Here is a 23,917-nt window from a genome sequence, read left to right as displayed (position 1 = left end):
CCGGCAGGTGCCGGGCGCGGGCGTGTTCACTCAGTGTCGGGCGCTTGCCAGGTCACCATTGGCGGTGACGTCGGCTTCAGCCTTTGGGGGTTCACGCAGCTCGATGCGCTTGATCGGGCCGACGATCACCAGGTAGCTGAACACCGCGACCAGGGCGTTGGCGCCTACATACACCAGGGCCCACTTGAACGAACCGGTGGCGCTGATGATGTAGCCGATGACGATAGGCGTGGTGATCGAGGCGATGTTGCCGAAGGTGTTGAACAGGCCGCCCGAAAGGCCGGCGATCTGCTTGGGCGAGGTGTCGGCGACCACAGCCCAGCCCAGTGCACCAATGCCTTTGCCGAAGAAGGCCAAGGTCATGAAACCGACCACCATCCATTCAGCGTCGACATAGTTGCAGAAGACCATGGTGGTCGACAGCAACAGACCGCAGACGATCGGCAGCTTGCGCGAGAAGGTCAGCGAATTGCCGCGGCGCAGCAGCCAGTCCGACAGCACCCCGCCCAGCACGCCACCGATGAAACCGCAAATGGCCGGCAGCGAGGCAATGATGCCCGCCTTGAGGATGGTCATCCCACGCTCTTGCACCAGGTACACCGGGAACCACGTCAGGAAGAAGTAGGTGATGGCGTTGATGCAATACTGGCCCAGGTACACGCCCAGCAGCATGCGGCTGGTCAGCAACTGCTTGATGTAGCCCCATTTCGGGCCGTCGTTGCCGCGTTTCTGGTCCATGTCCACCAGGCCTCCGTTCTGCTCGATGTGCTCGAGCTCGCTTTGGCTGATGCGCGGGTGTTGCTTGGGGTTGTAGATGGTCTTCATCCACACGAACGAGAACAGGATCCCGAGGCCGCCCATGACCACGAACACGTGTTCCCAACCGAAGCTGAAGACAATCCAGCCCATGATCGGGGCAAACAGTGCGGTGGCGAAGTATTGCGCCGAGTTGAAGATGGCCGAGGCCGTGCCGCGTTCTGCGGTGGGGAACCAGGCCGCGACGATGCGGGCGTTGCCCGGGAACGACGGGGCTTCGGCAAAACCGACCAGAAAACGCAGGGTGAACAGCGTTACGATTGCCCATGCCACCGGCAGGCCACCGACAAACCCTTGCAACAGGGTGAACAGCGACCAGGTGAAGATGCTGAAGGCGTAGACGTTCTTGGAGCCGAAACGGTCGAGCAGCCAGCCACCAGGGATCTGGCCAGCCACGTAAGCCCATCCAAAGGCAGAGAAGATATAACCGAGGGTGACGGCGTCAATGCCGAGGTCTTTCTGCAGGCTGGAGCCTGCGATTGCAATGGTAGCGCGGTCGGCATAGTTGATCGTGGTCACCAGAAACAGCATGAACAGGATCAGGTAGCGCACATGCGTCTTCTTAGTCGCTTGCATGCTGGTAGTACTCCCACTAGTTATTTTTGTGCGGGCTCACGAGGTGTAACCGGAGTGGGGGCTTCCCACTCCGGGTGCGGCTGAGACAGGCCGCGGGGGTTCGCTTATTGCGGACCCATCTTGTCCATCAGGGCTGCGAGCATTTCGTATTCTTCAGCGGTCAGGTCGGTCAGCGGCGTGCGCACCGGGCCTGCGTCGTAACCGGCGAGCTTGGCGCCCGCCTTGACGATGCTGACTGCGTAGCCGGCCTTGCGGTTACGGATGTCCAGGTACGGCAGGAAGAAGTCGTCGATCAGCTTGCCAACGGTGGCGTGGTCTTCGCGGGCGATGGCGTGGTAGAAGTCCATCGCGGTCTTTGGCACGAAGTTGAACACGGCCGACGAGTAGACCGGCACACCCAAGGCCTTGTAGGCAGCAGCATACACTTCGGCGGTCGGCAGGCCACCCAGGTAGCTGAAACGATCGCCCAGGCGGCGGCGGATCGACACCATCAGCTCGATATCACCCAGGCCATCTTTGTAGCCGATCAGGTTCGGGCAACGCTCGGCGAGTTTTTCCAGCAGGTCGGCGTTCAAGCGGCAGACGTTACGGTTGTAGACCACTACACCGATCTTCACCGATTTGCACACGGCTTCGACGTGGGCGGCGACGCCGTCCTGGCTGGCTTCAGTCAGGTAGTGCGGCAGCAGCAGCAGGCCCTTGGCACCCAGGCGCTCGGCTTCTTGCGCGTATTCGATGGCCTGGCGGGTCGAGCCACCAACGCCGGCGAGGATCGGCACCGAAGTGGCGCAGGTGTCGACGGCAGTCTTGATCACCTGGCTGTATTCGCTGGCCGCCAGGGAGAAGAACTCACCGGTACCGCCGGCTGCGAACAGGGCGCTGGCGCCATAAGGGGCCAGCCATTCCAGGCGTTTGATGTAACCCGCCTGGTTGAAGTCGCCCTGGGCATTGAAGTCGGTGACCGGGAAAGACAGCAGGCCGTGGGAGAGGATGGATTTCAGTTCTTGTGGATTCATTGTTATAGGCATCCTGTGGCGCTTGGGTGAGGGTGTGTAGAAGCGATGGAGGTAAGTTATCGTACAACTTGTACGATGACTAGTCCCTCGATGCATTTTTTTTCCCTGATGGGCTGAGGAAGGCGTGTTTCTGCAGGCGTCCCTTTCGCGGGTAAACCCGCTCACACAGGGATAGCGCAAACAGTCAGCACCTAGAAAACCCCGTGGGAGCGGGCTTGCCCGCGGATGGGGCGTAGTAGGCGACAACCGATCATGCATGAAGCCTGGCACTCAGGTTCATGGCAAACAGTCATCGTATCTCTTGAGGGGGGAGGAAAAAACGATCGCGGAGACAGACACAAGGCCGCCGCCCGCATCCACGGGAAGTGTTCTGGGACCAGCAGAGGGTGACCGGGGAAGCGGGGGCGGCCTTGCGCCGCCCCGCGATCAAAGCTAACGAAGCTTTGTGTCAGGCAGCCTGATGGTGCTTGACCTGGGACTTGCGAACCTGGGCGCGGCAAGCGTCGCCGAAGGCTTGGAAGATCTTGATCGAATCAGGGTTTTTCGCAGCTTGCCACTCGGGGTGCCACTGCACCGCGAACAGGAAGGGCGAAATGCTCGGGGCATGAATAGCCTCGACCAGGCCGTCTTCGGCGAGGGCGATCGGCTCGATGCCTTTACCCAAATTGCGCAGGCCTTGGCCATGCAGCGAGTTCACGCGGATCTCGTCGCAGCCCAGGGTGTCGCGCAGCCAGCTGCCTGGCTTGACCTTCACGGCATGCACTTGAGCGTACTGCACGTCGACCGGGTCTTCGGGGTTTTCGCGGTGGTCGTTGAAGCCTGGCTCGGCGTACACCTTCTGGTAGATGTCGCCACCCAGCGCCACGTTGATTTCCTGCATGCCACGGCAGATGCCGAAGATCGGCAGGCCACGCTTGAGGGCTGCCTTGACCAGCGGGATGTCGAACAGGTCGCGTGCCTTGTCCTGGCCTTTGCCGGGGGTTTCGTTCTCCTGGCCGTACAGGGCCGGGTCGATGTTGCTGCCGGCACCGGTCAGGTAGACGCCGTCGGCCATGTCCAGGTAGGTCTCGAGGTCTTCAGTGCCACAGCAGGTGGGCACCAGGACCGGGACGCAACCGGCGAAGTCGACCAGCGGAGTAATGTATTTGTGGGTCATGACCTGATAGTCATGGCCTTTGCGCTCTTGGCTGCCCATGGTCATCAGGACGATGGGTTTGCGCAGGGAAGGTTGCTTGTTGCCAATGTTGCTGTTGGACATATGTCACCTTGGGACAGGTTCGACCTGTCGTTGTTGTGCAGGCGCACGGCCGGGGCCTTGAGTGCGACCTGAAGCCCCGAGCACTGCCGGCTCGTCAGAGGCGACGATTCCGGTCGGGACTTGTTGCTAGCTTGCCAGAGCCGTTCGATATGTCAAACGACTGGTAGAGGCTTTAGAGGGGGGTATACGCCGATTTCAGGGGGGTTAAACCGTTGCAGGCCTGTGGCGGCAAGGGTTTGGCAGGGGGTGAGGTCAATTATATTTAACGACGCAGTTGGTTCATTGCAGCGGTGCAATGAAGGCGGCGTATGCATTGGCACGCCACCTGTAATCGATGGACTTGTGCTGCGAAGAGGCCAGTGGCAGCCACGAAGATTTACGGTGCTGTCACTGGCCTCTTCGCAGCGCAAGGCTGCTCCTACACGGATCAGTGCAGTATCTGCGCCAGGAACCCTTTGGCCCGCTCGGTCTTCGGTTGGTTGAAGAACACCTGCGGCGGGCTGTCTTCGATGATCTGCCCACCTTCAAGGAACAGCACCCGCTCGGCCACCTGCCGGGCAAAGCCCATTTCATGGGTGACGCAGAGCATCGTCATGCCCGTGTCGGCCAGCTTTACCAGCACATCCAGCACCTCGGCGACCATCTCTGGGTCCAGCGCCGAGGTCGGCTCGTCAAACAGCATGATGCGGGGTTTCATGCACAAGGCGCGGGCGATGGCCACGCGTTGTTGCTGGCCACCGGACAGCTGGCTGGGGTATTTGTGCGCCTGGCTCTCGATGCCGACCTTGGCCAGGTACATGCGCGCGCGTTCCTCGGCGTCCTTGCGCGACAGCCCGCGCACGCTGGTGGGGGCCAGCAGGCAGTTGTCGAGCACGCTCATGTGCGGGAACAGGTTGAAGTGCTGGAACACCATGCCGATCTCGCTGCGGATCTGCGCCGCCTGGCGCGTGGTGGCGGCCAGGTCGGTACCATCCACCTGGACGCTGCCTTTTTCGGCCACTTCCAGGCGATTGATGCAGCGGATCAGCGTCGACTTGCCCGAACCGGACGGGCCGCACAGGACGATGCGTTCGCCTTCGCGGACCTGCAGGTCGATGTCGCGCAAGACATGAAACGCGCCATAGTGCTTGTTCAAACCCTCGATACGGATCAGTACCGGGCGCGGGTCGGGTGCTGGAGCAAGGCTGGCAAGGCTCAAAGGGGCGGTCATATTGTTGTTCTCCGCAGGGTTCAGTCGAAACGTGTCGCGCTGTAGGGCGCAGGGTCGGTAAACGGGCGCTCGCCGGTCAGCAGTTCTGCCAGCAGCCGGCCACTGACCGGGCCCAGGGTGAGGCCATGGTGTGCATGCCCGAAGTTGAACCACAGGCCTTTGTGCCGCGGCGCTGGGCCAATCACTGGGCGCATGTCTGGCAGGCACGGGCGCCGGCCCAGCCACGGCGTGTCATCAAGGCGTTCGCCGAGTGCCGGGAACAACCGCCGGGCCAAGGCTTCACAGCGGCGCAGCTGGATTTCGTTGCCTGGCGCGTCGCTGGCAGCAAACTCGATACCGGTGGTCAGGCGCACGCCCCGGGCCATGGGCGCCAACACATAGCCGCCTTGGGTATCGCAGATCGAATGCTCGAGTTGCGCACCGTCACGGGTGGCGTAGTGCATGTGGTAGCCGCGCTTGATCGCCAACGGGATCTGGTAGCCAAGGCCTTCATAGAGGTCGGCCGACTGTGGGCCGAGGCAGGCCACCACTTCGTCGGCGGTGACCGGGCCGCGACGGCTGTGGACCTGCCATTGCCCTTCGACCTGGCGCAGGCTGCGCGCATCGCCATGCAGGAACTGCCCGCCACGTTTGACGAACAGCGCCGCATAGCCGCGGGTGAGGGCGCCGGGGTTGTTCACGGTCTTCGGGTCGAGCCAATGAATGCCACCCACCACGGTGCTGTCCAGTTGGTGTTCGCGTGCCTGAAGCTGCCCGCATTCGAGAATCTCGTACTGCAGGCCGTAACGGCTCAAGCCTTTGAGGTCCTCTTTCGCCTGCTTGAACAGGGCCGGGTCGCGGAACACCTCGATCCAGCCTTTGGCCTGAACCAGCCCTTCCAGGCCGGCGGCTTCGATCAGCGCGTCATGCTCTTCGACGCAGCGCTGTACCAGCGGCAGCATGTCGGCGGCGGCACCCGCCAGGCGCCCCGGCGCCGACTGGCGCCAGTAGCGCCACAGCCACGGTGCGGCCTTGGGCAAGTGCAGCAAGCTGTAGCGTACGTCGGGCTGGCGGTTCAGGCCGTAACGCAGCAGCGCGCCCGCTTGCCGGGGGAAGGCATACGGAATCACGCTGGAGCGCTCGATCAGCCCGGCGTTGCCATGGCTGGTGCCGCTGCCGGGTTCGTCGCGGTCGATCAGAATCACCTGGCGCCCGCGCGCCTGCAGGTGCAGCGCGGTGCTGACGCCGACAATGCCGGCGCCGAGAACGAGAGTCTGGCAATGCATGGAACGTATCCTTCGGTCAGTTCAGGTGGCGGCCCAGGCGGGCTTCCAGGTGTTTCAGGAGGCGCCGTACCAGCTCGACGATCACCAGGTAGAGCACGGCGGCCCACAGGTAGATCTGGAAGTCGAAACTGCGCGAGAACGCCAGTTTGGTCACGCCCATCAGGTCGTAGATGGTCACCAGCGAAGCAATCGCGCTGGCCTTGATCATCAGGATCAGTTCATTGCCCAGTGGGCCGATGGCCACCAGCAGCGACTGTGGCAGGATCACCTTGAAGAAGGTGGTCGAGCGGCTCAGGTTCAGTGCCCGCGCCGCCTCATGCTGCCCAGGCGCGACGGCCATCAGGCTGCCGCGGAAGATCTCGGCCTGGTAGGCGGCGGTGTTCAGGGTGAATGCCAGCAACGTGCAGAACCACGCTTCGCGGAAGAACCACCAGAGGCCGACGTCCTGCCAGAAACCTTTCAACGAGCCGAGGCCGTAATAAAGCAGGAACAACTGCGCCAGCAGCGGCGAGCCGCGGAAGAAGTACACATAACCGGCCGACATGCGCTGCAGCACCTGGCTGCGCGACAAGCGTGCCAGTGCCAGCAGCAGGCCGAGTACGGCGCCCAGGGTGAATGAAATCGCCACCAGCTTGGCTGTCACCAGCAGCCCATCGACGAAGCGCGGGCCGTAGCGTTCCAGCAGGTCCGGGTCGAGGACGGCTGCCAGCCATTGTTCGATAGTCATGCCCGGGCTCCTTGCAGGTGACGGCTGCTGCGCCGTTCAATGAAGGCAAAGACCCGTCCCGAGACCGCCGAGAACAGCAGGTAACCCAGGCAGGCAACGCCATAGAAGAACATCGGCTCTTTGGTCACGCTGACGGCCAGGTTGGTCTGGCGCATCAGGTCGACCAGCGAGATGGTCGACACCAGCGAGGTGTCCTTGAGCAGCGACAACCAGTTGTTGGACAGGCCGGGCAGGGCGATGCGCGTCAGTTGTGGCAGCACCACCTTGAAGAAGCCTGTGCGCTTGCTCAGGCCCAGTGCCGAGCACGCTTCAAGTTGCCCTTTGGGCAGGGTCTTGAAGGCTGCCAGCCAGATTTCGCTGGAGAATGCGGCAAACACCAGGCTGAAGGCGATCATGGCGGCCAGGAACGTGTTGATCAGGAATTCGCCTTGATAGCCGAGGGCGGCCAACACTTTTTGCGCGGCGATCTGGCAGCCGTAATAGATGATCAGCAGCGTCAGCAGTTCGGGCAGGCCGCGGAACACGGTAGAAAAGGTCGTGGCCCAGGCCCGTGGCAGGCGTTTGCGCGAACGTGCGGCAAACGCTACGGCCAGGCCCAGCGGCAGGCCGATGGGCAGGCAGGCGAGGGCCAGCGAAACGGTGACCAGGGCGCCGGCCAGCAACGCCTGGCCCCAGCCTCCGCTGGCGAAGGACAGCAAGGACAATTGATCGAGCATGACAAACCCCTAAGGTGAGCAACGCGTTCTCTTGGTAGGAGCGGCCTTGTGTCGCGAAAGGGCTGCGGAGCAGCCCCAGGGTGTATGCCGCGGCACAGATTGCAGGGGGCCGCTTTGCAGCCCTTTCGCAGCACAAGGCTGCTCCTACAGGATTGCGTCGTTTCCTGAAGATCAGTTGTAGATATCGAAGGCGAAATACTTGCTGGCGATCTTCTGGTAGGTACCGTTGGCAACGATCTGTTGCAGTGCGGTATTCAGGCGTTGGCGCAGCGCCTCGTCATCCTTGCGCACGGCGATGGCCGCGTCGGCCTTGGTGTCGGCCACGTCGCCGAGGATCTTGCAGCAGTCCTGGCCGTTCTTGGTCATCCACTCGTGCAGGGGGAACTTGTCGGCGATCACGCCATCCAGGCGGCCTGCGGCCAGGTCGGCGTTGGCTTCATCCATGGTCGGGTAGAGTTTCACGTCGGCACCGGCCTTGCCGTAGACGTCTTCGGCATAGATGGCTTGTGTCGACGAGGATTGGGCGCCCACGGTGTAGCCGACGAAGTTGTTCTGGGCATCGGTGATCTTGCTGTCCTTGGCCACAGCCACAGTCAGCGGGGTACGGTAGTAATGATCGGTGAAGGCGATTTTCTTGCGGCGCTCTTCGGTATCGATCATCGACGCGACCACGGCGTCGTACTTGCGCGCCATCAGGGCCGGGATGATGCCTTCCCAATCCTGGGCGACCAGGGTGCATTCGACTTTCATCTGTTCGCACAGGGCGTGGGTGATGTCGATGTCGAAGCCGTGCAGCTGGTTATCGGCGTCGACATAGTTGAAGGGCGGGTAGGCACCTTCGGTGGCGAAACGCAGGGTTTCAGCACTGGCGGCGCCCGCCAGCAGCAGGGCACACGCACCTACCATAGCCATGGTCTTGTTCATCTCGCACCTCTTGCACTCTTGCTATTGTTGTTTTCCCGCCGGCCACGAGGTGTAGCCGACGAATTCGTTATGTAGAGCGGCAGTCGCTTCCAAGCGTTTTTCAACATCCGGCCCGAGCTTCTTGCAGACCTCGTTGACCATCAGGTGCACCCACGACAGCATGGTCGCGGTGGATTCCCAGAACAGGTTGAACTCGGTGGGGATGCGGAACACCTCGTCGGCGTTGGCATCGGCCCAGTCACAGAAGGTGTCGGTCACCAGGGTGACCGCAATGCCAGCCTCGCGCGCCTTCTGGCACAGCTGCAGGGCGTGGCGGGAATAACGACGCGCCTCGAACACCACCAGGGCGCTGTCTTCGGCGCGGCCCAACAGCACCTCACCGAAGTGCCCGGCGCTGAGGTCGACCAGTTGTACGCCATCGCGCAGGTACTGCAGCAGGTGGCTCATGCACATGGCGACGCCGCGCTCGGTCTGAAAGCCGGCGATGAACACCCGTGGTTTGCTTGCCAGGCGCTGTGCCACGCGGTGCCAGGGCTCGCTCTGGCGGTACTCGTGCACACGCACCAGGGCGGCGATTTCCAGCTCCAGGCTGCCGGCGTTGTCGCTGGCATCATGGTTCTGGCGGTAGTCTTGCAAGCGGTCACCGACCAGCCACGGGCCATCGCCCAGGTCGTTCTGCAGGTCTTGCTTGAGCGCCTTGAGGTGGGCATAACCTAACGAGCGGCAGAAACGGCCAACACTGGATTCGCTGACACCCAGCTTGGCAGCGATGCTGGCCGAGGTCTGAAAGGGCAGTTCGTGCAGGTTGGCAAGCATGTAGCTGGCGATCGTGCGGCCTGAGGCGGCAGCCCCTTGCAGGCTGTTTTCCAGGCGTTGCTTGATCGGTTGGCTCATGCTGTTTCTCCGGGGGTGAGGCTTGCGATAGAAAATGAATGTTTTCTGTCATCAAGTCAATATTTGACAGATAGCTGTCACATGCAGGAAAGTTTTTGTCGTTGCAACGCTGTAGCCACTCTAATTCCAACAAGGAGCTTCAGATGTCCGCACCTTCCACTGGCACTGCCGTGCGTGTGCCTTTTACCGAGCTGCAGAACCTGTTGCAGGCAATCCTCCAGCGTCATGGCTGCAGCGAAACCGTGGCCCAGGTGCTGGCCCACAACTGCGCCAGCGCCCAGCGCGATGGCGCTCACAGCCATGGCGTGTTCCGTATTCCGGGCTATGTCTCGACCTTGGCCAGTGGCTGGGTCGATGGCCAGGCCAGGCCGAAGGTCAGCGATGTGGCGGCTGGCTATGTGAGTGTCGATGCAGCGGGCGGATTTGCTCAGCCGGCGCTGGCGGCGGCCCGTGAGCTGTTGGTGGCCAAGGCACGCAATGCCGGCATCGCAGTGCTGGCGATCCACAACTCGCACCACTTCGCGGCGCTGTGGCCGGATGTAGAGCCGTTCGCCGAAGAGGGCCTGGTGGCCCTGAGTGTGGTCAACAGCATGACCTGCGTGGTGCCGCATGGTGCACGCAAACCGCTGTTTGGTACCAACCCCATCGCCTTTGCCGCACCGTGTGCCGAACATGACCCGATCGTCTTTGACATGGCCACCAGCGCCATGGCCCATGGCGATGTGCAGATCGCTGCACGGGCCGGCCAGCAGTTGCCCGAGGGCATGGGGGTAGATGCCAACGGCCAGCCGACCACCGACCCCAAGGCCATTCTCGAAGGCGGCGCCTTGCTGCCGTTTGGCGGGCACAAGGGGTCGGCGTTGTCGATGATGGTCGAGCTGCTGGCGGCGGCGCTGACGGGCGGGAACTTCTCTTGGGAGTTCGACTGGTCCGGGCACCCTGGGGCCAAGACGCCCTGGACCGGGCAGTTGATCATCGTCATCGACCCGAGTAAGGCCGAAGGCGAGCGGTTTGCCCAGCGCAGCCGCGAGCTGGTGGAGCAGATGCAGGCCGTGGGCCTGACGCGGATGCCCGGGGAGCGGCGTTACCGCGAGCGCGAGGTGGCCGAGGAAGAGGGCGTGGCATTGACCGAGCAGGAACTGCAGGGCCTCAAGGCATTAGTTGCCTGAACCGGCCTCTTCGCGGGTAAACCCGCTCCCACAGGTTCTGCGCAGTATTCGAGACCTGCGGTGCACCTGTGGGAGCGGGTTTACCCGCGAAAGGGCCGTTACAGGCAGCACGAATCTAGGGCTGTGCAATCTTGCATAGACAACCTGCACAATCGGTGATGTTCCTCCACCGCGACTCCGGGTATGCTCAGGGCAGCCATTCCGAACTGTCCTGATCCAAGGAGCTGCACGCTGTGTTCAAACATGTCGATGCCTATGCCGGCGACCCGATCCTCTCGCTGATGGAAACCTTCAAGGCCGATCCCCGCGCCGACAAGGTCAACCTGAGTATCGGCCTGTACTACGATGAAGCCGGCGTGGTGCCACAACTGGCGGCGGTGGATGCCGTCGAAAAACGCATCGCAGGCGTTGCTCACGAAGCGTCGCTGTACCTGCCGATGGAAGGCCTGGCCAGCTACCGCCAAGCCATCCAGGCGCTGCTGTTCGGTGCCGATCACCCGGCCGTGACCGGCGGCCGCGTGGCCACCGTGCAGACCGTGGGTGGTTCTGGCGCACTGAAAGTGGGGGCCGACTTCCTCAAGCGCTACTTCCCGCAGTCCGAAGTCTGGGTCAGCAACCCGACTTGGGACAACCACCGCGCCATCTTCGAAGGTGCCGGGTTCAAGGTGAATACCTACCCGTACTTCGACCAGGTCAGCCGTGGCGTCGACTTCGACGGCATGTTGGCAACCCTGCAGACCCTGCCGGCCAACAGCGTCGTGCTGCTGCACCCGTGCTGCCACAACCCGACCGGCGCCGACCTGGACCAGAACCAGTGGCAGCAGGTGGTGGAAGTGGTCAAGGCGCGTCAGTTGATCCCGTTCCTCGACATCGCCTACCAAGGCTTCGGCGAAGGCCTGGTGGAAGACGCCTACGCCATCCGTGAAATGGCCCGTGCCGGCGTACCGTGCCTGGTCAGCAACTCGTTCTCGAAGATCTTCTCGCTGTATGGCGAGCGGGTTGGGGGCCTGTCGGTGGTCTGCGACGATGACGCCACCGCGCAGAGCGTGCTCGGCCAGCTCAAGGCTACCGTGCGCCGCAACTACTCCAGCCCACCCAACTTCGGTGCCCAACTGGTCGCCGGCGTACTGGGCGATGCCGCGCTCAATGCCCAATGGGCGGCAGAAGTCGAAGTGATGCGTAAACGCATCCTGGACATGCGTCAGGCGTTGGTCGATGCGCTGGCCACGCTGCTGCCAGGCCAGGACTTCCAGTTCTTCCTGCGTCAACGCGGCATGTTCAGCTACACCGGTTTCAGCGTCGAGCAGGTGCGTCGCCTGCGTGACGAGTTCGGCGTTTACCTGATCGACAGCGGCCGGGTATGCATGTCCGGCCTGCGTCCGGCCAACCTGCAACGGGTTGCCGAGGCGTTCGCCGCCGTTCAGAAGTGATGTGATAGGGGCCGCTTCGCGCAACAGCTGTAGGAGCGGCCTTGCGCCGCGAATGGGGCGCGAAGCGGCCCCCGGTTTCACCCAGTTGTCATGACAAGTGCAACCGTCCCTCGGACGGGGCTTCGCAACCGCCCACTTTCAGTGCACAATCGCGCCCCTCTTTTTTGGTTGGGGAGCGCGAAGCGTCTGGTTCGCCATTCCCAGCCCTGTTGCAGTCTTGCGAGTGGAGCTACACCCGGAATGAATGAGCAGGCCCCAAGCGTCGAACGGCGCTATGAAGAATCGACCCCGGCAGCCTTGGGCAGCTGGGCACGTCAAGACACCACATGGATGCTGGGCCTGTTCGGCACCGCCATCGGCGCAGGTACTTTATTCCTGCCCATCAATGCTGGCCTCGGTGGCTTCTGGCCGCTGATCATCCTGGCCGTGCTGGCCTTCCCGATGACTTACTTCGCCCACCGTGGCCTGACCCGTTTCGTCCTCTCCGGGCGCAAGGGCGGGGACATCACTGAAGTGGTCGAGGAGCATTTCGGCATTACCGCCGGTGCGTTGATCACCGTGCTGTACTTCTTCGCCATCTTCCCGATCCTGCTTATCTATAGCGTGGCGCTGACCAACACCGTCACCAGCTTCATGGAGCACCAGCTGCACATGACGCCGCCGCCGCGGGCGATCCTGTCGTTCGTGCTGATCCTGGGCCTGCTGGCCATCGTGCGCTGCGGTGAGCAGGCCACGGTCAAGGTCATGAGCCTGCTGGTCTACCCGTTCATCGTGGCCCTGGCGCTGTTGGGCCTGTACCTGGTACCGCACTGGACCGGTGGTATTCTCGACAGCGCCACCCAGCTGCCGTCGGGCTCGGCCTTCCTGCACACCGTGTGGCTGGCGATTCCGGTGATGGTGTTCTCGTTCAACCACTCGCCAATCATCTCGGCGTTCGCGGTCGACCAGAAGCGCCGTTACGGCGAGCATGCCGATGAGCGCAGCGGCCAGATCCTCGCCCGCGCCCACCTGCTGATGGTGGCCATGGTGCTGTTCTTCGTCTTCAGCTGCGTGCTGACTCTCAGCAGCGCCCAGCTGGCTGAAGCCAAGGCACAGAACCTGTCGATCCTGTCGTACCTGGCCAACCACTTCAGCAACCCGACCATCGAGTTTGCCGCACCGCTGATTGCCTTCATTGCTATCGCCAAGTCGTTCCTGGGCCACTACATCGGTGCCAGTGAAGGCCTGAAAGGCATCATTGCCAAAACCGGCGCGCGCCCGGGCGCCAAAGCCCTGGACCGCGTGGTCGCTGCGCTGATGCTGGTGGTGTGCTGGATCGTCGCCACCCTCAACCCAAGCATTCTGGGCATGATCGAATCGCTGGGCGGCCCGATCATCGCGGTGCTGCTGTTCCTGATGCCGATGTACGCCATTCGCCGCGTGCCTTCGATGCGCAAGTACAGTGGGGCGATGTCCAACGTGTTCGTGGTCGCGGTTGGCGTGGTTGCGCTGACGTCGGTGGTTTACGGCTTGCTGAGCTGATCCACCGCCCGTGACAAGCAATGCCCAGGTCGCCTGTTGCGACCTGGGCATTTTTTTGTCCACAAGAATTGTCTGGCAATAAAACAATTTTTGCTTCACCCATAGGCACCCGGCCGCCTTCATGCTTAACTCGGTGTCCTTTTCAAACCCCGCATAAGGATTTCGTCCATGGCTCAAGTGACTCTCAAAGGCAACCCGGTTCAGGTCAAAGGCAACCTGCCGCAAGCCGGTGCTCAGGCGCCAGCCTTCTCGCTGGTGGGTGAAGGCCTGGCTGACAAGTCGCTGCAGGACTACGCCGGCAAGCGCAAGGTGCTGAACATCTTCCCGAGCGTCGACACCCCAACCTGTGCCACGTCGGTGCGCAAGTTCAATGCCCAGGCCAACGATGTAGCCAACACCGTGGTGCTGTGCATCTCCGCCGACCTGCCATTCGCCCAGGCGCGCTTCTGCGGTGCCGAAGGCCTGGAGAACGTGAAGAACCTGTCGACCCTGCGTGGCGCCGAGTTCCTCGAAAACTACGGTGTGGCCATCGCCGACGGCCCGCTGGCTGGCCTGGCTGCACGTGCAGTGGTCGTGCTGGACGAAAACGACAACGTGCTGCACAGCGAGCTGGTCGGTGAAATCGCTGACGAGCCGAACTACGAGGCTGCGCTGGCTGTTCTGAAATAAAGGCAGGTCGGGCCGGTGGGTTTACCTGTTCCGGCCCTTTCGCGGGTAAACCCGCTCCCACAGGATGGCCACTGGTCTTAGAAACAGTGGTAATCCTGTGGGAGCGGGTTTACCCGCGAAGAGGCCGGCAGAGGCAACGGAACTCCAGCCCCGCCCACCGCTCCAAGCAACACCCTGTAACGGCCCGGAACGATTTCCGGGCCGTTTTCGTTTAAAGTTCAGTGTTTTGGCAACGTCAGGCAAAGGTAAACCTCTGGTAAAGGGCCTTTGCTAAAACGATGCCAGTGCTTATCGTTCAACCCTCCCAAGTCGTCACTCCGAACAAGGTTCGTTCAACCCATGCAAGCGTCTAATTCCCGTTCCCCCCGTCGCTGGCTCGTCGGCCTGCTGATCCTGCTGCTGGTGGCCTTGCTGGCCTGGTGGCTGTGGCCCGCATCGCCTGCACATAAAGAAGCCAGCAGCGGGCGCATGGGCAAAGGCGGACGCCCAGGTTTCGGGGCTTCCAGCGACCCGGTGCCGGTGCGTGTCGAGCCGGTTCGGGTGGGCGATTTCCCGTTGTACTACAAGGCGCTGGGTACGGTCACTGCGACCAACACCGTCAATGTGCGCAGCCGTGTGGCCGGTGAGCTGGTCAAGATCCACTTCAAGGAAGGCCAACAGGTCAAGGCTGGTGAACTGCTGGCCGAGATCGACCCTCGCAGCTACCGCATCGCCTTGCAGCAGGCCGAAGGCACCCTGGCGCAGAACCAGGCACAGCTGAAAAACGCCCAGGTCGACCTGGCGCGCTATAAAGGCCTGTATGCCGAGGACAGCATCGCCAAGCAGACCCTCGACACCGCAGAAGCCCAGGTCGCGCAATTCCAGGGCCTGGTCAAGACCAATCAGGCACAGGTCAGCGATGCGCGCCTGAACCTCGATTTCACCCAGATCCGCTCGCCGATCTATGGCCGGGTAGGCCTGCGCCAGCTCGACCTGGGCAACCTGGTGGCTGCCAACGACGCTACCGCGCTGGTGGTCATCACCCAAACCGAGCCAATCAACGTCGCGTTCACCCTGCCAGAAACCGAATTGAGCACCGTGCTGGAGCGCTACCGCAGCGGCGCCAGCCTGCCGGTCGAGGCGTGGGACCGAAGCGACAGCAAGCTGCAGTCCACCGGGGTACTGGGCAGTATCGACAACCAGATCGACACCACCACCGGCACCCTCAAGTTCAAGGGCCGCTTCGAGAACAAGGACCTGGTGCTGTTCCCCAACCAGTTCGTCAATGTGCGCCTGTTGGCCGACACCCTCAAACAGGTGGTGCTGGCCCCGGCCGCGGCTATCCAGTTTGGCAACGATGGCACCTTTGCCTATGTGGTCAACGCCCAGAACACCGTCAATATCCGCAAGCTCAAGGTTGGCGCCAGCGATGGCGAGAACAGCGTGATCGTTGAAGGCCTGGCTGCCGGCGATCGCCTGGTGCTGGAAGGCACCGATCGCCTGCGTGAAGGCACCAAGGTAGAGGTGGTCGAAGACAGCTCGCAGGTGCCAACCACCCCGGGCCAGCACCTGCAGGGCCAGGACGCCAAGGGCTCGGCCCAAGCCGGTGAAGCAGGCAAGGCGGGCGCATGAACCTCTCGCGCCTGTTCATCCTGCGCCCGGTCGCCACCACGCTGAGCATGCTGGCCATCGTCCTGGCCGGCCTGATTGCCTACAAGCTGCTGCCGGTCTCGGCGCTGCCGCAGGTCGACTACCCGACCATCCGGGTCATGACCCTGTACCCAGGGGCCAGCCCGCAAGTCATGACCAGTGCGGTCACCGCGCCGCTGGAACGCCAGTTCGGGCAGATGCCGGGGCTGACCCAGATGGCCTCGACCAGCTCCGGCGGGGCGTCGGTGCTGACGTTGCGTTTCAGCCTCGACATGAACATGGATGTTGCCGAGCAACAGGTGCAGGCCGCGATCAACGCTGCCAGCAACTTGCTGCCCAGCGACTTGCCGGCGCCACCGGTCTACAACAAGGTCAACCCGGCCGACACGCCGGTGCTGACCCTGGCCATCTCCTCCAAGACCATGCCGCTGCCCAAGCTCAACGACCTGGTCGACACCCGCGTGGCCCAGAAGCTTGCCCAGATCAGTGGCGTGGGCATGGTCAGCATCGCTGGCGGCCAGCGCCAGGCGGTACGTATCAAGGTCAACGTCGATGCGTTGGCCGCCAACGGCCTCAACCTGGAGGACGTGCGGACGCTGATCGGGGCGTCCAACGTCAACCAGCCCAAGGGCAACTTCGATGGCCCGACCCGGGTGTCGATGCTTGATGCCAACGATCAACTGCGTTCCCCCGCGGAATACGCCAACCTGATCCTGTCCTATAACAACGGTGCGCCGCTGCGCCTGAAGGACGTCGCCGAGATCGTCGATGGTGCGGAAAACGAGCGCCTCGCGGCCTGGGCCAACGAAAACCAGGCGGTGTTGCTGAATATCCAGCGCCAGCCGGGCGCCAACGTCATCGAGGTGGTCGACCGGATCAAGGAACTGCTCCCCTCGATCACCGACAACCTGCCTGCCGGCCTGGACGTGTCGGTACTGACCGACCGCACCCAGACCATCCGCGCCGCGGTCAAGGACGTGCAGCACGAGCTGCTGATCGCCATCGTCCTGGTGGTCATGGTCACCTTTGTGTTCCTGCGCCGTTTCAGCGCCACCATCATCCCCTCGATCGCCGTACCGCTGTCGTTGATCGGCACCTTTGGCGTGATGTACCTGGCCGGGTTCTCGGTCAATAACCTGACCCTGATGGCCCTGACCATCGCCACCGGCTTCGTGGTGGATGACGCCATCGTCATGCTGGAGAACATCTCCCGCCACATCGAAGAAGGCGAAACGCCGATGCAGGCCGCGCTCAAGGGCGCCCGGCAGATTGGCTTCACCCTCATATCGCTGACTTTCTCGCTGATCGCGGTTCTGATTCCGCTGCTGTTCATGGCCGACGTGGTCGGCCGCCTGTTCCGCGAGTTCGCCATCACCCTGGCGGTGGCGATTCTGATTTCCCTGGTCGTGTCGTTGACCCTCACGCCCATGATGTGCGCGCGGTTGCTCAAACGTGAGCCCAAGGAAGAAGAGCAGGGCCGTTTCTACCGCGCCAGCGGCGCCTGGATCGACTGGCTCATCGAACACTACGGCCGTGGCCTGCAGTGGGTGCTCAAACACCAGCCGCTGACCCTGCTGGTGGCCGTGGCCAGCCTGGGGCTCACCGTGGTCCTGTACATCGCCGTGCCCAAGGGCTTCTTCCCGGTGCAGGATACCGGCGTCATCCAGGGTATTTCCGAGGCGCCACAGTCGACTTCGTTCGCCGCCATGAGCGAACGCCAGCAGTCGCTGAGCAAGGTGATCCTGCAGGACCCGGCGGTGCAGAGCCTGTCGTCCTACATCGGCGTGGATGGCGACAATGCCACGCTCAACAGCGGGCGCCTGCTGATCAACCTCAAGCCGCACGGCGAGCGGGATGTGACCGCTGGCGAGGTCATCAGCCGCCTGCAGCCGCAGCTCGACAAGCTGGTGGGTATCCGCCTGTTCATGCAACCGGTGCAGGACTTGAGTATCGAGGACCGGGTCAGCCGCACTCAGTACCAGTTCAGCCTGTCGTCACCTGACGCCGACCTGCTGGCGCAGTGGAGCGGCAAGCTGGTGCAGGCGCTGCAACAGCGCCCAGAGCTTGCCGATGTGGCCAGCGACCTGCAGGACAAGGGCCTGCAGGTGTACCTGGTGATCGACCGCGACATGGCCAGCCGCTTGGGCATCTCGGTTTCGCAGATCACCAACGCCTTGTACGACGCCTTTGGCCAGCGGCAGATCTCGACCATCTACACCCAGGCCAGCCAGTACCGCGTGGTGCTGCAGTCGCAAGCCGCCGCCAGCATCGGCCCGCAGGCCCTGGAGTCGATCCACGTCAAGGCCACCGATGGCGGCCAGGTGCGGCTGTCGGCGTTGGCCCGTATCGAGCAGCGCCAGACGCAGTTGGCGATCTCGCACATCGGCCAGTTCCCGGCGGTGATGATGTCGTTCAACCTGGCCCATGGCGCGTCGCTGGGCGAGGCGGTCAAGGTGATCGAACAGGTGCAGCAGGACATCGGCATGCCGATCGGCGTGCAGACCCGCTTCCAGGGCGCTGCAGAAGCCTTCCAGGCCTCGCTGTCGAGCACCTTGCTGCTGATTCTCGCCGCGGTGGTGACCATGTACATCGTGCTGGGCGTGCTCTACGAGAGCTACATCCACCCGGTGACCATTCTTTCGACCTTGCCCTCGGCGGCGGTGGGGGCCTTGCTGGCGCTGCTCATCAGTGGCAATGACCTGGGGATGATCGCCATCATCGGCATCATCCTGCTGATCGGCATCGTCAAGAAAAACGCGATCATGATGATCGACTTTGCCCTGGAAGCCGAGCGCAACCAGGGCATGAGCCCGCAGGACGCCATCTACCAGGCCGCATTGCTGCGTTTCCGGCCGATTCTGATGACGACGTTGGCCGCGCTGTTCGGCGCCGTGCCGCTGATGCTGGCGACCGGGTCCGGTGCCGAACTGCGCCAGCCGCTGGGCCTGGTGATGGTAGGCGGGCTGCTGGTCAGCCAGGTGCTGACACTGTTCACCACGCCGGTCATCTACCTGTACTTCGACCGCCTGGCCCGTCGCTGGCGCCCGGCCACTGATGCCAAGCAGGCTGAGGCATGAACCTGTCCGGACCGTTTATTCGTCGCCCGGTGGCGACGATGCTGCTGAGCCTGGCGATCATGTTGCTGGGCGGCGTCAGCTTCGGCCTGTTGCCGGTTGCGCCGCTGCCGCAGATGGACTTCCCGGTGATCGTGGTGCAGGCCAACCTGTCCGGCGCCAGCCCTGAGGTGATGGCCGCCACGGTGGCCACGCCTTTGGAACGCAAGCTGGGCAGTATCGCGGGCGTCACTACGCTGACCAGTAGCTCTAACCAGGGCTCGACGCGGGTGGTCATCGGCTTCGAAATGGGCCGTGACATCGACGGTGCGGCGCGTGAGGTGCAGGCGGCGATCAACGCCACCCGTAACCTGCTGCCCAGTGGCATGCGCAGCATGCCGACGTACAAGAAGATCAACCCCTCGCAGGCACCGATCATGGTGCTGTCGTTGACCTCTGACGTGCTGAAGAAAGGCCAGTTGTACGATTTGGCTGACACCATCCTGTCCCAGAGCCTGGCCCAGGTATCCGGGGTAGGGGAGGTGCAGATCGGCGGCAGTTCGCTGCCCGCCGTGCGCATCTCGGTGGAGCCGCAGTTGCTCAACCAGTACGGCCTGTCGCTGGACGAGGTGCGTACCGCCGTGTCCAACGCCAACCAGCGCCGGCCCATGGGCTTCGTCGAGGATGCCGAACGCAGTTGGGAGGTGCGGGCGAATGACCAGTTGGAAACGGCGAAGGACTACGAGCCGGTAGTGATACGCCAGCAGAACGGCACCATCCTGCGCCTGTCCGACGTAGCCACCCTCACAGACAGCGTTGAAAACCGCTACAACAGCGGCTTCTTCAACGACCAGAGCGCGGTGTTGCTGGTGGTCAACCGGCAGACCGGCGCCAACATCATCCAGACGGTCGACCAGATCAAGTCGCAGTTGCCGGCGTTGCAGTCGTTGTTGCCAGCCAGCGTGCAGCTGAACGTGGCCATGGACCGCTCGCTGGTGATCAAGGCCACCCTCAAGGAGGCCGAGCACACGCTGCTGATCGCGGTGGGGCTGGTAATTCTGGTGGTCTACCTGTTCCTCGGCAGCCTGCGTGCCTCGTTGATCCCCAGCCTGGCAGTGCCGGTGTCGCTGGTAGGCACGTTCGCAGTCATGTATTTGTGCGGTTTCTCCCTCAACAACCTGTCGCTGATGGCGCTGATCCTGGCCACGGGCCTGGTGGTGGACGACGCCATTGTGGTGCTGGAGAACATCTCCCGGCACATCGAGGACGGCCAGCCGCCGATGCGTGCGGCGTTCCTCGGTGCCAAGGAAGTGGGCTTCACGCTGCTGTCGATGAACGTTTCGTTGGTGGCGGTGTTCGTCTCCATTCTGTTCATGGGGGGTATCGTACGTAGCCTGTTCCAGGAGTTTTCCATCACCCTGGCGGCTGCAATCATTGTCTCGCTGGTGGTCTCGCTGACCCTCACGCCGATGCTCTGCGCCCGTTGGCTGAAACCGCACCAGGCCGAACAGAGCCGCCTGCAGCGCTGGAGCGACAAGGTTCATCAGCGCATGGTCAACGGCTATGACCGCAGCCTCGGCTGGGTGCTACGGCACAAGCGCCTGACCTTGCTAAGCCTGCTGGCCACCATCGGTATCAACATCGCGTTGTATGTGGTGGTGCCCAAGACGCTGATGCCGCAGCAGGACACCGGCCAATTGATTGGCTTTATCCGTGGTGACGATGGCCTGTCGTTCAGCGTGATGCAGCCGAAGATGGAAACCTACCGCCGCGCCTTGCTGGCCGACCCTGCGGTACAGAGCGTTGCTGGCTTCATCGGCGGCAACAGTGGCACCAACAATGCGATGGTGATTGTGCGCCTGAAACCGATCAGCGAGCGCAAGATGGATGCCCAGAAGGTGATCGAGCGCATGCGCAAAGAGATGCCAAAGGTGCCCGGCGGGCGGCTGTTCCTGATGGCCGACCAGGACCTGCAGTTGGGTGGCGGTGGGCGTGACCAGACGTCGTCGCAGTACCTCTATACCTTGCAGAGTGGCGACCTGACGGCCCTTCGCGAGTGGTTCCCGAAAGTGGTCGCGGCGGTGCGCGCATTGCCCGAACTGACCGCCATCGACGCCCGTGATGGCGCGGGTACTCCGCAGGTTACCCTGGTGGTCGACCGTGATCAGGCCAAGCGCCTGGGCATCGACATGGACATGGTGACCACCGTGCTCAACAACGCCTACAGCCAGCGGCAGATCTCGACCATCTACGACAGCCTCAACCAGTACCAGGTGGTGCTGGAAATCAACCCGAAATACGCCTGGGACCCGAGCACGCTGGAACAGGTGCAGGTGATCACCAGCGACGGTGCCCGCGTGCCGTTGTCGACCATCGCCCACTACGAAAACAGCTTGGCCAATGACCGGGTCAGCCACGAAGGGCAGTTCGCTTCCGAAGACATCGCCTTCGACGTCGCCGAAGGCTACAGCCCCGACCAAGCCATGGCTGCAGTGGAGCGGGCGGTGGCCAAGCTTGGCCTGCCCGAGGAAGTCATCGCCAAACTCGGTGGCACCGCCGACGCCTTTGCCAAGACCCAGGAAGGCCAGCCCTTCATGATTCTGGGCGCGCTGGTGCTGGTGTACCTGGTGCTGGGCATTCTGTATGAAAGCTACATTCACCCGCTGACCATTCTGTCGACCCTGCCGTCGGCCGGCGTCGGTGCCTTGCTGGCGCTCTACGTCACCGGAGGCGAGTTCAGCCTGATCTCGCTGCTGGGCCTGTTCTTGCTGATTGGCGTGGTGAAAAAGAACGCGATCCTGATGATCGACCTGGCCCTGCAGCTGGAGCGCCAACAAGGCCTGTCGCCGGAGGAATCGATCCGCCGCGCCTGCCTGCTGCGCCTGCGGCCGATCCTGATGACCACCCTGGCGGCCATCCTCGGCGCCTTGCCGTTGCTGGTGAGCCGTGCCGAGGGGGCGGAAATGCGCCAGCCTTTGGGCTTGACCATCATCGGCGGCCTGGTCTTCAGCCAGATCCTCACCCTTTATACGACGCCGGTGGTCTACCTGTACCTCGACCGCCTGCGTCACCGTTTCAACCATTGGCGCGGCGTGCGCACCGACGCCGCTCTGGAAACCCCGCTATGAATTTTGCCCAGACACCGCTTCACCGTGCCCTGCAGTCATTGACCCTGGGGCGTGGCTCGCGTCTGCTCGGCGCCAGTTTGTGCGTGGCGCTGCTCAGTGCCTGTACCTTGAGCCCGGACTACCACCGCCCCGAGCTGAGCACCCCGGCGCAGTACAAGCAGGCCGAGGGCTGGACCCAGGCCAAGCCCTCGGACGCGATCGCCCGTGGCGCCTGGTGGGAAGTCTACGGCGATGCCGGGCTCAATGCGCTGGTCGAAGAGCTTAACCGCAGCAACCAGACGGTTGCGCAGTCGGAGGCCCAGTACCGTCAGGCCCAGGCCCTGGTGCGCAGCAGCCGCGCCGCGCTGTTCCCCAGCCTGGACTTGAGCGCCAGCAAGAACCGCTCTGCCCAGGGGACTGGCAGCTCGAGTTCCAGCCTGTCGAACAACAGCAGCGGCATCCGCAATACGTATAACACCCAGCTCGGCGTGAGCTGGGAGATCGACCTGTGGGGCAAGCTGCGTGAGACGTTGAACGCTAACGAAGCCAGTGCCGAAGCCAGCTTCGCTGACCTTGCCTCGATCCGCCTGAGCCAGCAGTCGGAGCTGGTGCAGAACTACCTGCAGTTGCGTGTGATCGACGAGCAGAAGCGCCTGTTGGAAGCGACCGTGGCCACCTACGAACGCTCGCTGCGCATGACTGAAAACCAGTACCGCGCCGGAGTGTCTGGCCCGGATGCGGTGGCGCAGGCGCGCACGCAGCTGAAAAGCACCCAGGCGGATCTGATCGACCTGATCTGGCAGCGTGCGCAGTTCGAAAATGCCATTGCCGTGTTGCTGGGCAAGGCCCCGGCGAATTTTGCCCTGGCAGACAGCAAGACCATCCCGGCGCTGCCGCAAATTCCAGTGACGTTGCCCTCGCAGTTGCTCGAACGCCGCCCGGACATTGCCTCGGCCGAGCGCAATGTGATGGCAGCCAATGCCAATATCGGCGTATCGCGGGCCGCTTACTTCCCCGACCTGAGCCTGAGCATGAGTGGCGGGTATTCCAGCAGCAGCTTCAGCAACTGGATCGAACTGCCGAACCGTTACTGGTCGGTAGGGCCTTCGCTGGCCATGACCTTGTTCGATGCGGGCAAGCGCAGCGCCGAGGTGGACCGCACAGTGGCGGTGTACGACCAGACCGTGGCGCAGTACCGCCAGACCGTGCTGGATGGCTTCAAGGAAGTGGAGAACTTCCTGGTGCAGCTGAAGGTGTACGGCGATGAAGCGGTGGTGCGCCAGGAGGCCCTGGACGCGGCGCGTGAGTCGCTGCGCCTGACTGAAAATCAGTACCGTGCAGGGCTGATCGGTTACCTGGATGTGGTGAACGTGCAGACCACCGCGCTGAGCAACGAGCGCAGTGTGCTGAACCTGCTGCAGGGGCGGTTGGTGGCCAGTGTGCAACTGATTGCCGCGCTGGGCGGCGGCTGGGATGCCGAGCAGGCGTTTGCCGAACAGGAGTGATGGCCGGCCATTCATGCTGGGCTCTAGGCGCCACTTCGTGGACTCATGCCTCGATCACTGTAGGAGCAGCCTTGTGCTGCGAAGAGGCCCTTACGGCTACTACATCTTTGCCAGGCATACGGGCCTCTTCGAAGCACAAGGCTGCTCCTACAAAGACGTGCGCATGACTGGATTTTGCCAGCCGCTGAGTCTTACGTGCGGGCCTTGAGGATCACGAACTTCGCATTGAACATAGGGGTTTAGCCCTTCCTTGTAGGAGCAGCCTTGTGCTGCGAAGAGGCCCTAACGGCTAATACATCGCTACCAGGCATACGGGCCTCTTCGCAGCGCTAGGTACGTATGCCCAGCCGTGGCATCCCAGCACTTGGATCCATTCCCATTCGCAAAAACCCCGTGCGTTTCACCAAAGCTTGAGTACAATCGTCAGCTTTT

General features: G+C 62.8%; 17 protein-coding genes. 8 read left to right on the top strand and 9 right to left on the bottom strand.

The window, feature by feature from the left end; translation table 11 throughout:
* Positions 1–30 precede the first annotated feature (30 nt).
* From AC5PZ0_RS13770 to AC5PZ0_RS13730, 9 genes are all read right to left on the bottom strand, one after another.
* A complete protein-coding gene (locus tag AC5PZ0_RS13770) occupies positions 31–1,392 on the bottom strand; it encodes an MFS transporter (RefSeq protein WP_493855192.1) in 1,362 nt (453 codons plus the stop codon).
* A gap of 104 nt (positions 1,393–1,496) precedes the next feature.
* Complete coding sequence (kdgD, locus tag AC5PZ0_RS13765; protein ID WP_099429090.1) at positions 1,497–2,408, bottom strand: 5-dehydro-4-deoxyglucarate dehydratase; 912 nt, start codon at positions 2,406–2,408, stop codon at positions 1,497–1,499.
* 448 nt (positions 2,409–2,856) lie between these two features.
* Positions 2,857–3,666: a gamma-glutamyl-gamma-aminobutyrate hydrolase family protein gene (locus tag AC5PZ0_RS13760; RefSeq protein WP_493855191.1), complete on the bottom strand. Its 810-nt coding sequence runs from the start codon at positions 3,664–3,666 to the stop codon at positions 2,857–2,859.
* Positions 3,667–4,093: 427 nt separating this feature from the next.
* The gene (locus AC5PZ0_RS13755) at positions 4,094–4,876 is read right to left on the bottom strand and encodes an amino acid ABC transporter ATP-binding protein (RefSeq protein ID WP_027593604.1); all 783 of its coding nucleotides are present in this window, start codon (positions 4,874–4,876) and stop codon (positions 4,094–4,096) included.
* Positions 4,877–4,896: 20 nt separating this feature from the next.
* Positions 4,897–6,141, bottom strand: a complete 1,245-nt coding sequence (locus tag AC5PZ0_RS13750; RefSeq protein ID WP_493855190.1) for an NAD(P)/FAD-dependent oxidoreductase — start codon at positions 6,139–6,141, stop codon at positions 4,897–4,899.
* A gap of 16 nt (positions 6,142–6,157) precedes the next feature.
* Positions 6,158–6,868 (bottom strand): ABC transporter permease, encoded by a 711-nt coding sequence (locus tag AC5PZ0_RS13745; protein WP_493855189.1) that lies wholly within the window; start codon positions 6,866–6,868, stop codon positions 6,158–6,160.
* A complete protein-coding gene (locus AC5PZ0_RS13740; protein WP_027593601.1) occupies positions 6,865–7,584 on the bottom strand; it encodes an ABC transporter permease in 720 nt (239 codons plus the stop codon). Before AC5PZ0_RS13740 ends, AC5PZ0_RS13745 begins: the two co-directional genes overlap by 4 nt.
* A 171-nt stretch (positions 7,585–7,755) precedes the next feature.
* Positions 7,756–8,508, bottom strand: a complete 753-nt coding sequence (locus AC5PZ0_RS13735; protein WP_099429094.1) for a transporter substrate-binding domain-containing protein — start codon at positions 8,506–8,508, stop codon at positions 7,756–7,758.
* Positions 8,509–8,529: 21 nt separating this feature from the next.
* Positions 8,530–9,402, bottom strand: a complete 873-nt coding sequence (locus AC5PZ0_RS13730; protein ID WP_027593599.1) for a MurR/RpiR family transcriptional regulator — start codon at positions 9,400–9,402, stop codon at positions 8,530–8,532.
* Between the two features lie 143 nt (positions 9,403–9,545).
* Here AC5PZ0_RS13730 and AC5PZ0_RS13725 point away from each other — a divergent pair, with 143 nt between their 5' ends.
* The 8 genes from AC5PZ0_RS13725 (at position 9,546) to AC5PZ0_RS13690 (ending at position 23,485) form a co-directional block, all read left to right on the top strand.
* Positions 9,546–10,571, top strand: coding sequence for an Ldh family oxidoreductase (locus AC5PZ0_RS13725; protein ID WP_099429095.1), 1,026 nt, complete (start codon positions 9,546–9,548; stop codon positions 10,569–10,571).
* Between the two features lie 233 nt (positions 10,572–10,804).
* Positions 10,805–12,001 carry an amino acid aminotransferase gene (locus AC5PZ0_RS13720; protein WP_099429096.1) on the top strand — a complete coding sequence of 399 codons (1,197 nt, stop codon included), beginning with the start codon at positions 10,805–10,807 and terminating at the stop codon, positions 11,999–12,001.
* Positions 12,002–12,241: 240 nt separating this feature from the next.
* On the top strand, positions 12,242–13,522 hold the full coding sequence (locus AC5PZ0_RS13715) for a serine/threonine transporter (RefSeq protein ID WP_027593596.1): 1,281 nt from the start codon (positions 12,242–12,244) through the stop codon (positions 13,520–13,522).
* Between the two features lie 168 nt (positions 13,523–13,690).
* On the top strand, positions 13,691–14,191 hold the full coding sequence (gene tpx / locus AC5PZ0_RS13710; RefSeq protein WP_252823768.1) for a thiol peroxidase: 501 nt from the start codon (positions 13,691–13,693) through the stop codon (positions 14,189–14,191).
* Positions 14,192–14,530: 339 nt separating this feature from the next.
* Positions 14,531–15,802, top strand: coding sequence for an MdtA/MuxA family multidrug efflux RND transporter periplasmic adaptor subunit (locus tag AC5PZ0_RS13705; RefSeq protein WP_493855188.1), 1,272 nt, complete (start codon positions 14,531–14,533; stop codon positions 15,800–15,802).
* Positions 15,799–18,897 (top strand): MdtB/MuxB family multidrug efflux RND transporter permease subunit, encoded by a 3,099-nt coding sequence (locus AC5PZ0_RS13700; protein ID WP_274886925.1) that lies wholly within the window; start codon positions 15,799–15,801, stop codon positions 18,895–18,897. The genes AC5PZ0_RS13705 and AC5PZ0_RS13700 overlap by 4 nt, the downstream gene beginning before the upstream one ends.
* Positions 18,894–22,001 carry an efflux RND transporter permease subunit gene (locus tag AC5PZ0_RS13695; RefSeq protein WP_493855187.1) on the top strand — a complete coding sequence of 1,036 codons (3,108 nt, stop codon included), beginning with the start codon at positions 18,894–18,896 and terminating at the stop codon, positions 21,999–22,001. Before AC5PZ0_RS13700 ends, AC5PZ0_RS13695 begins: the two co-directional genes overlap by 4 nt.
* Complete coding sequence (locus AC5PZ0_RS13690; protein ID WP_027593591.1) at positions 21,998–23,485, top strand: efflux transporter outer membrane subunit; 1,488 nt, start codon at positions 21,998–22,000, stop codon at positions 23,483–23,485. The genes AC5PZ0_RS13695 and AC5PZ0_RS13690 overlap by 4 nt, the downstream gene beginning before the upstream one ends.
* Positions 23,486–23,917 lie beyond the last annotated feature (432 nt).

It is taken from the genome of Pseudomonas sp. 5.2, from assembly GCF_059025405.1.
This window is presented reverse-complemented; position numbering and strand designations above follow the sequence as displayed.

Excerpts from the sequence above, each read along its gene's own strand:
- AC5PZ0_RS13770 (WP_493855192.1), bottom strand. The coding sequence starts at position 1,392 with ATGCAAGCGACTAAGAAGACGCATGTGCGCTACCTGATCCTGTTCATG.
- kdgD (WP_099429090.1), bottom strand. The coding sequence starts at position 2,408 with ATGAATCCACAAGAACTGAAATCCATCCTCTCCCACGGCCTGCTGTCT.
- AC5PZ0_RS13760 (WP_493855191.1), bottom strand. The coding sequence starts at position 3,666 with ATGTCCAACAGCAACATTGGCAACAAGCAACCTTCCCTGCGCAAACCC.
- AC5PZ0_RS13755 (WP_027593604.1), bottom strand. The coding sequence starts at position 4,876 with ATGACCGCCCCTTTGAGCCTTGCCAGCCTTGCTCCAGCACCCGACCCG.
- AC5PZ0_RS13750 (WP_493855190.1), bottom strand. The coding sequence starts at position 6,141 with ATGCATTGCCAGACTCTCGTTCTCGGCGCCGGCATTGTCGGCGTCAGC.
- AC5PZ0_RS13745 (WP_493855189.1), bottom strand. The coding sequence starts at position 6,868 with ATGACTATCGAACAATGGCTGGCAGCCGTCCTCGACCCGGACCTGCTG.
- AC5PZ0_RS13740 (WP_027593601.1), bottom strand. The coding sequence starts at position 7,584 with ATGCTCGATCAATTGTCCTTGCTGTCCTTCGCCAGCGGAGGCTGGGGC.
- AC5PZ0_RS13735 (WP_099429094.1), bottom strand. The coding sequence starts at position 8,508 with ATGAACAAGACCATGGCTATGGTAGGTGCGTGTGCCCTGCTGCTGGCG.
- AC5PZ0_RS13730 (WP_027593599.1), bottom strand. The coding sequence starts at position 9,402 with ATGAGCCAACCGATCAAGCAACGCCTGGAAAACAGCCTGCAAGGGGCT.
- AC5PZ0_RS13725 (WP_099429095.1), top strand. The coding sequence starts at position 9,546 with ATGTCCGCACCTTCCACTGGCACTGCCGTGCGTGTGCCTTTTACCGAG.
- AC5PZ0_RS13715 (WP_027593596.1), top strand. The coding sequence starts at position 12,242 with ATGAATGAGCAGGCCCCAAGCGTCGAACGGCGCTATGAAGAATCGACC.
- tpx (WP_252823768.1), top strand. The coding sequence starts at position 13,691 with ATGGCTCAAGTGACTCTCAAAGGCAACCCGGTTCAGGTCAAAGGCAAC.
- AC5PZ0_RS13705 (WP_493855188.1), top strand. The coding sequence starts at position 14,531 with ATGCAAGCGTCTAATTCCCGTTCCCCCCGTCGCTGGCTCGTCGGCCTG.
- AC5PZ0_RS13700 (WP_274886925.1), top strand. The coding sequence starts at position 15,799 with ATGAACCTCTCGCGCCTGTTCATCCTGCGCCCGGTCGCCACCACGCTG.
- AC5PZ0_RS13695 (WP_493855187.1), top strand. The coding sequence starts at position 18,894 with ATGAACCTGTCCGGACCGTTTATTCGTCGCCCGGTGGCGACGATGCTG.
- AC5PZ0_RS13690 (WP_027593591.1), top strand. The coding sequence starts at position 21,998 with ATGAATTTTGCCCAGACACCGCTTCACCGTGCCCTGCAGTCATTGACC.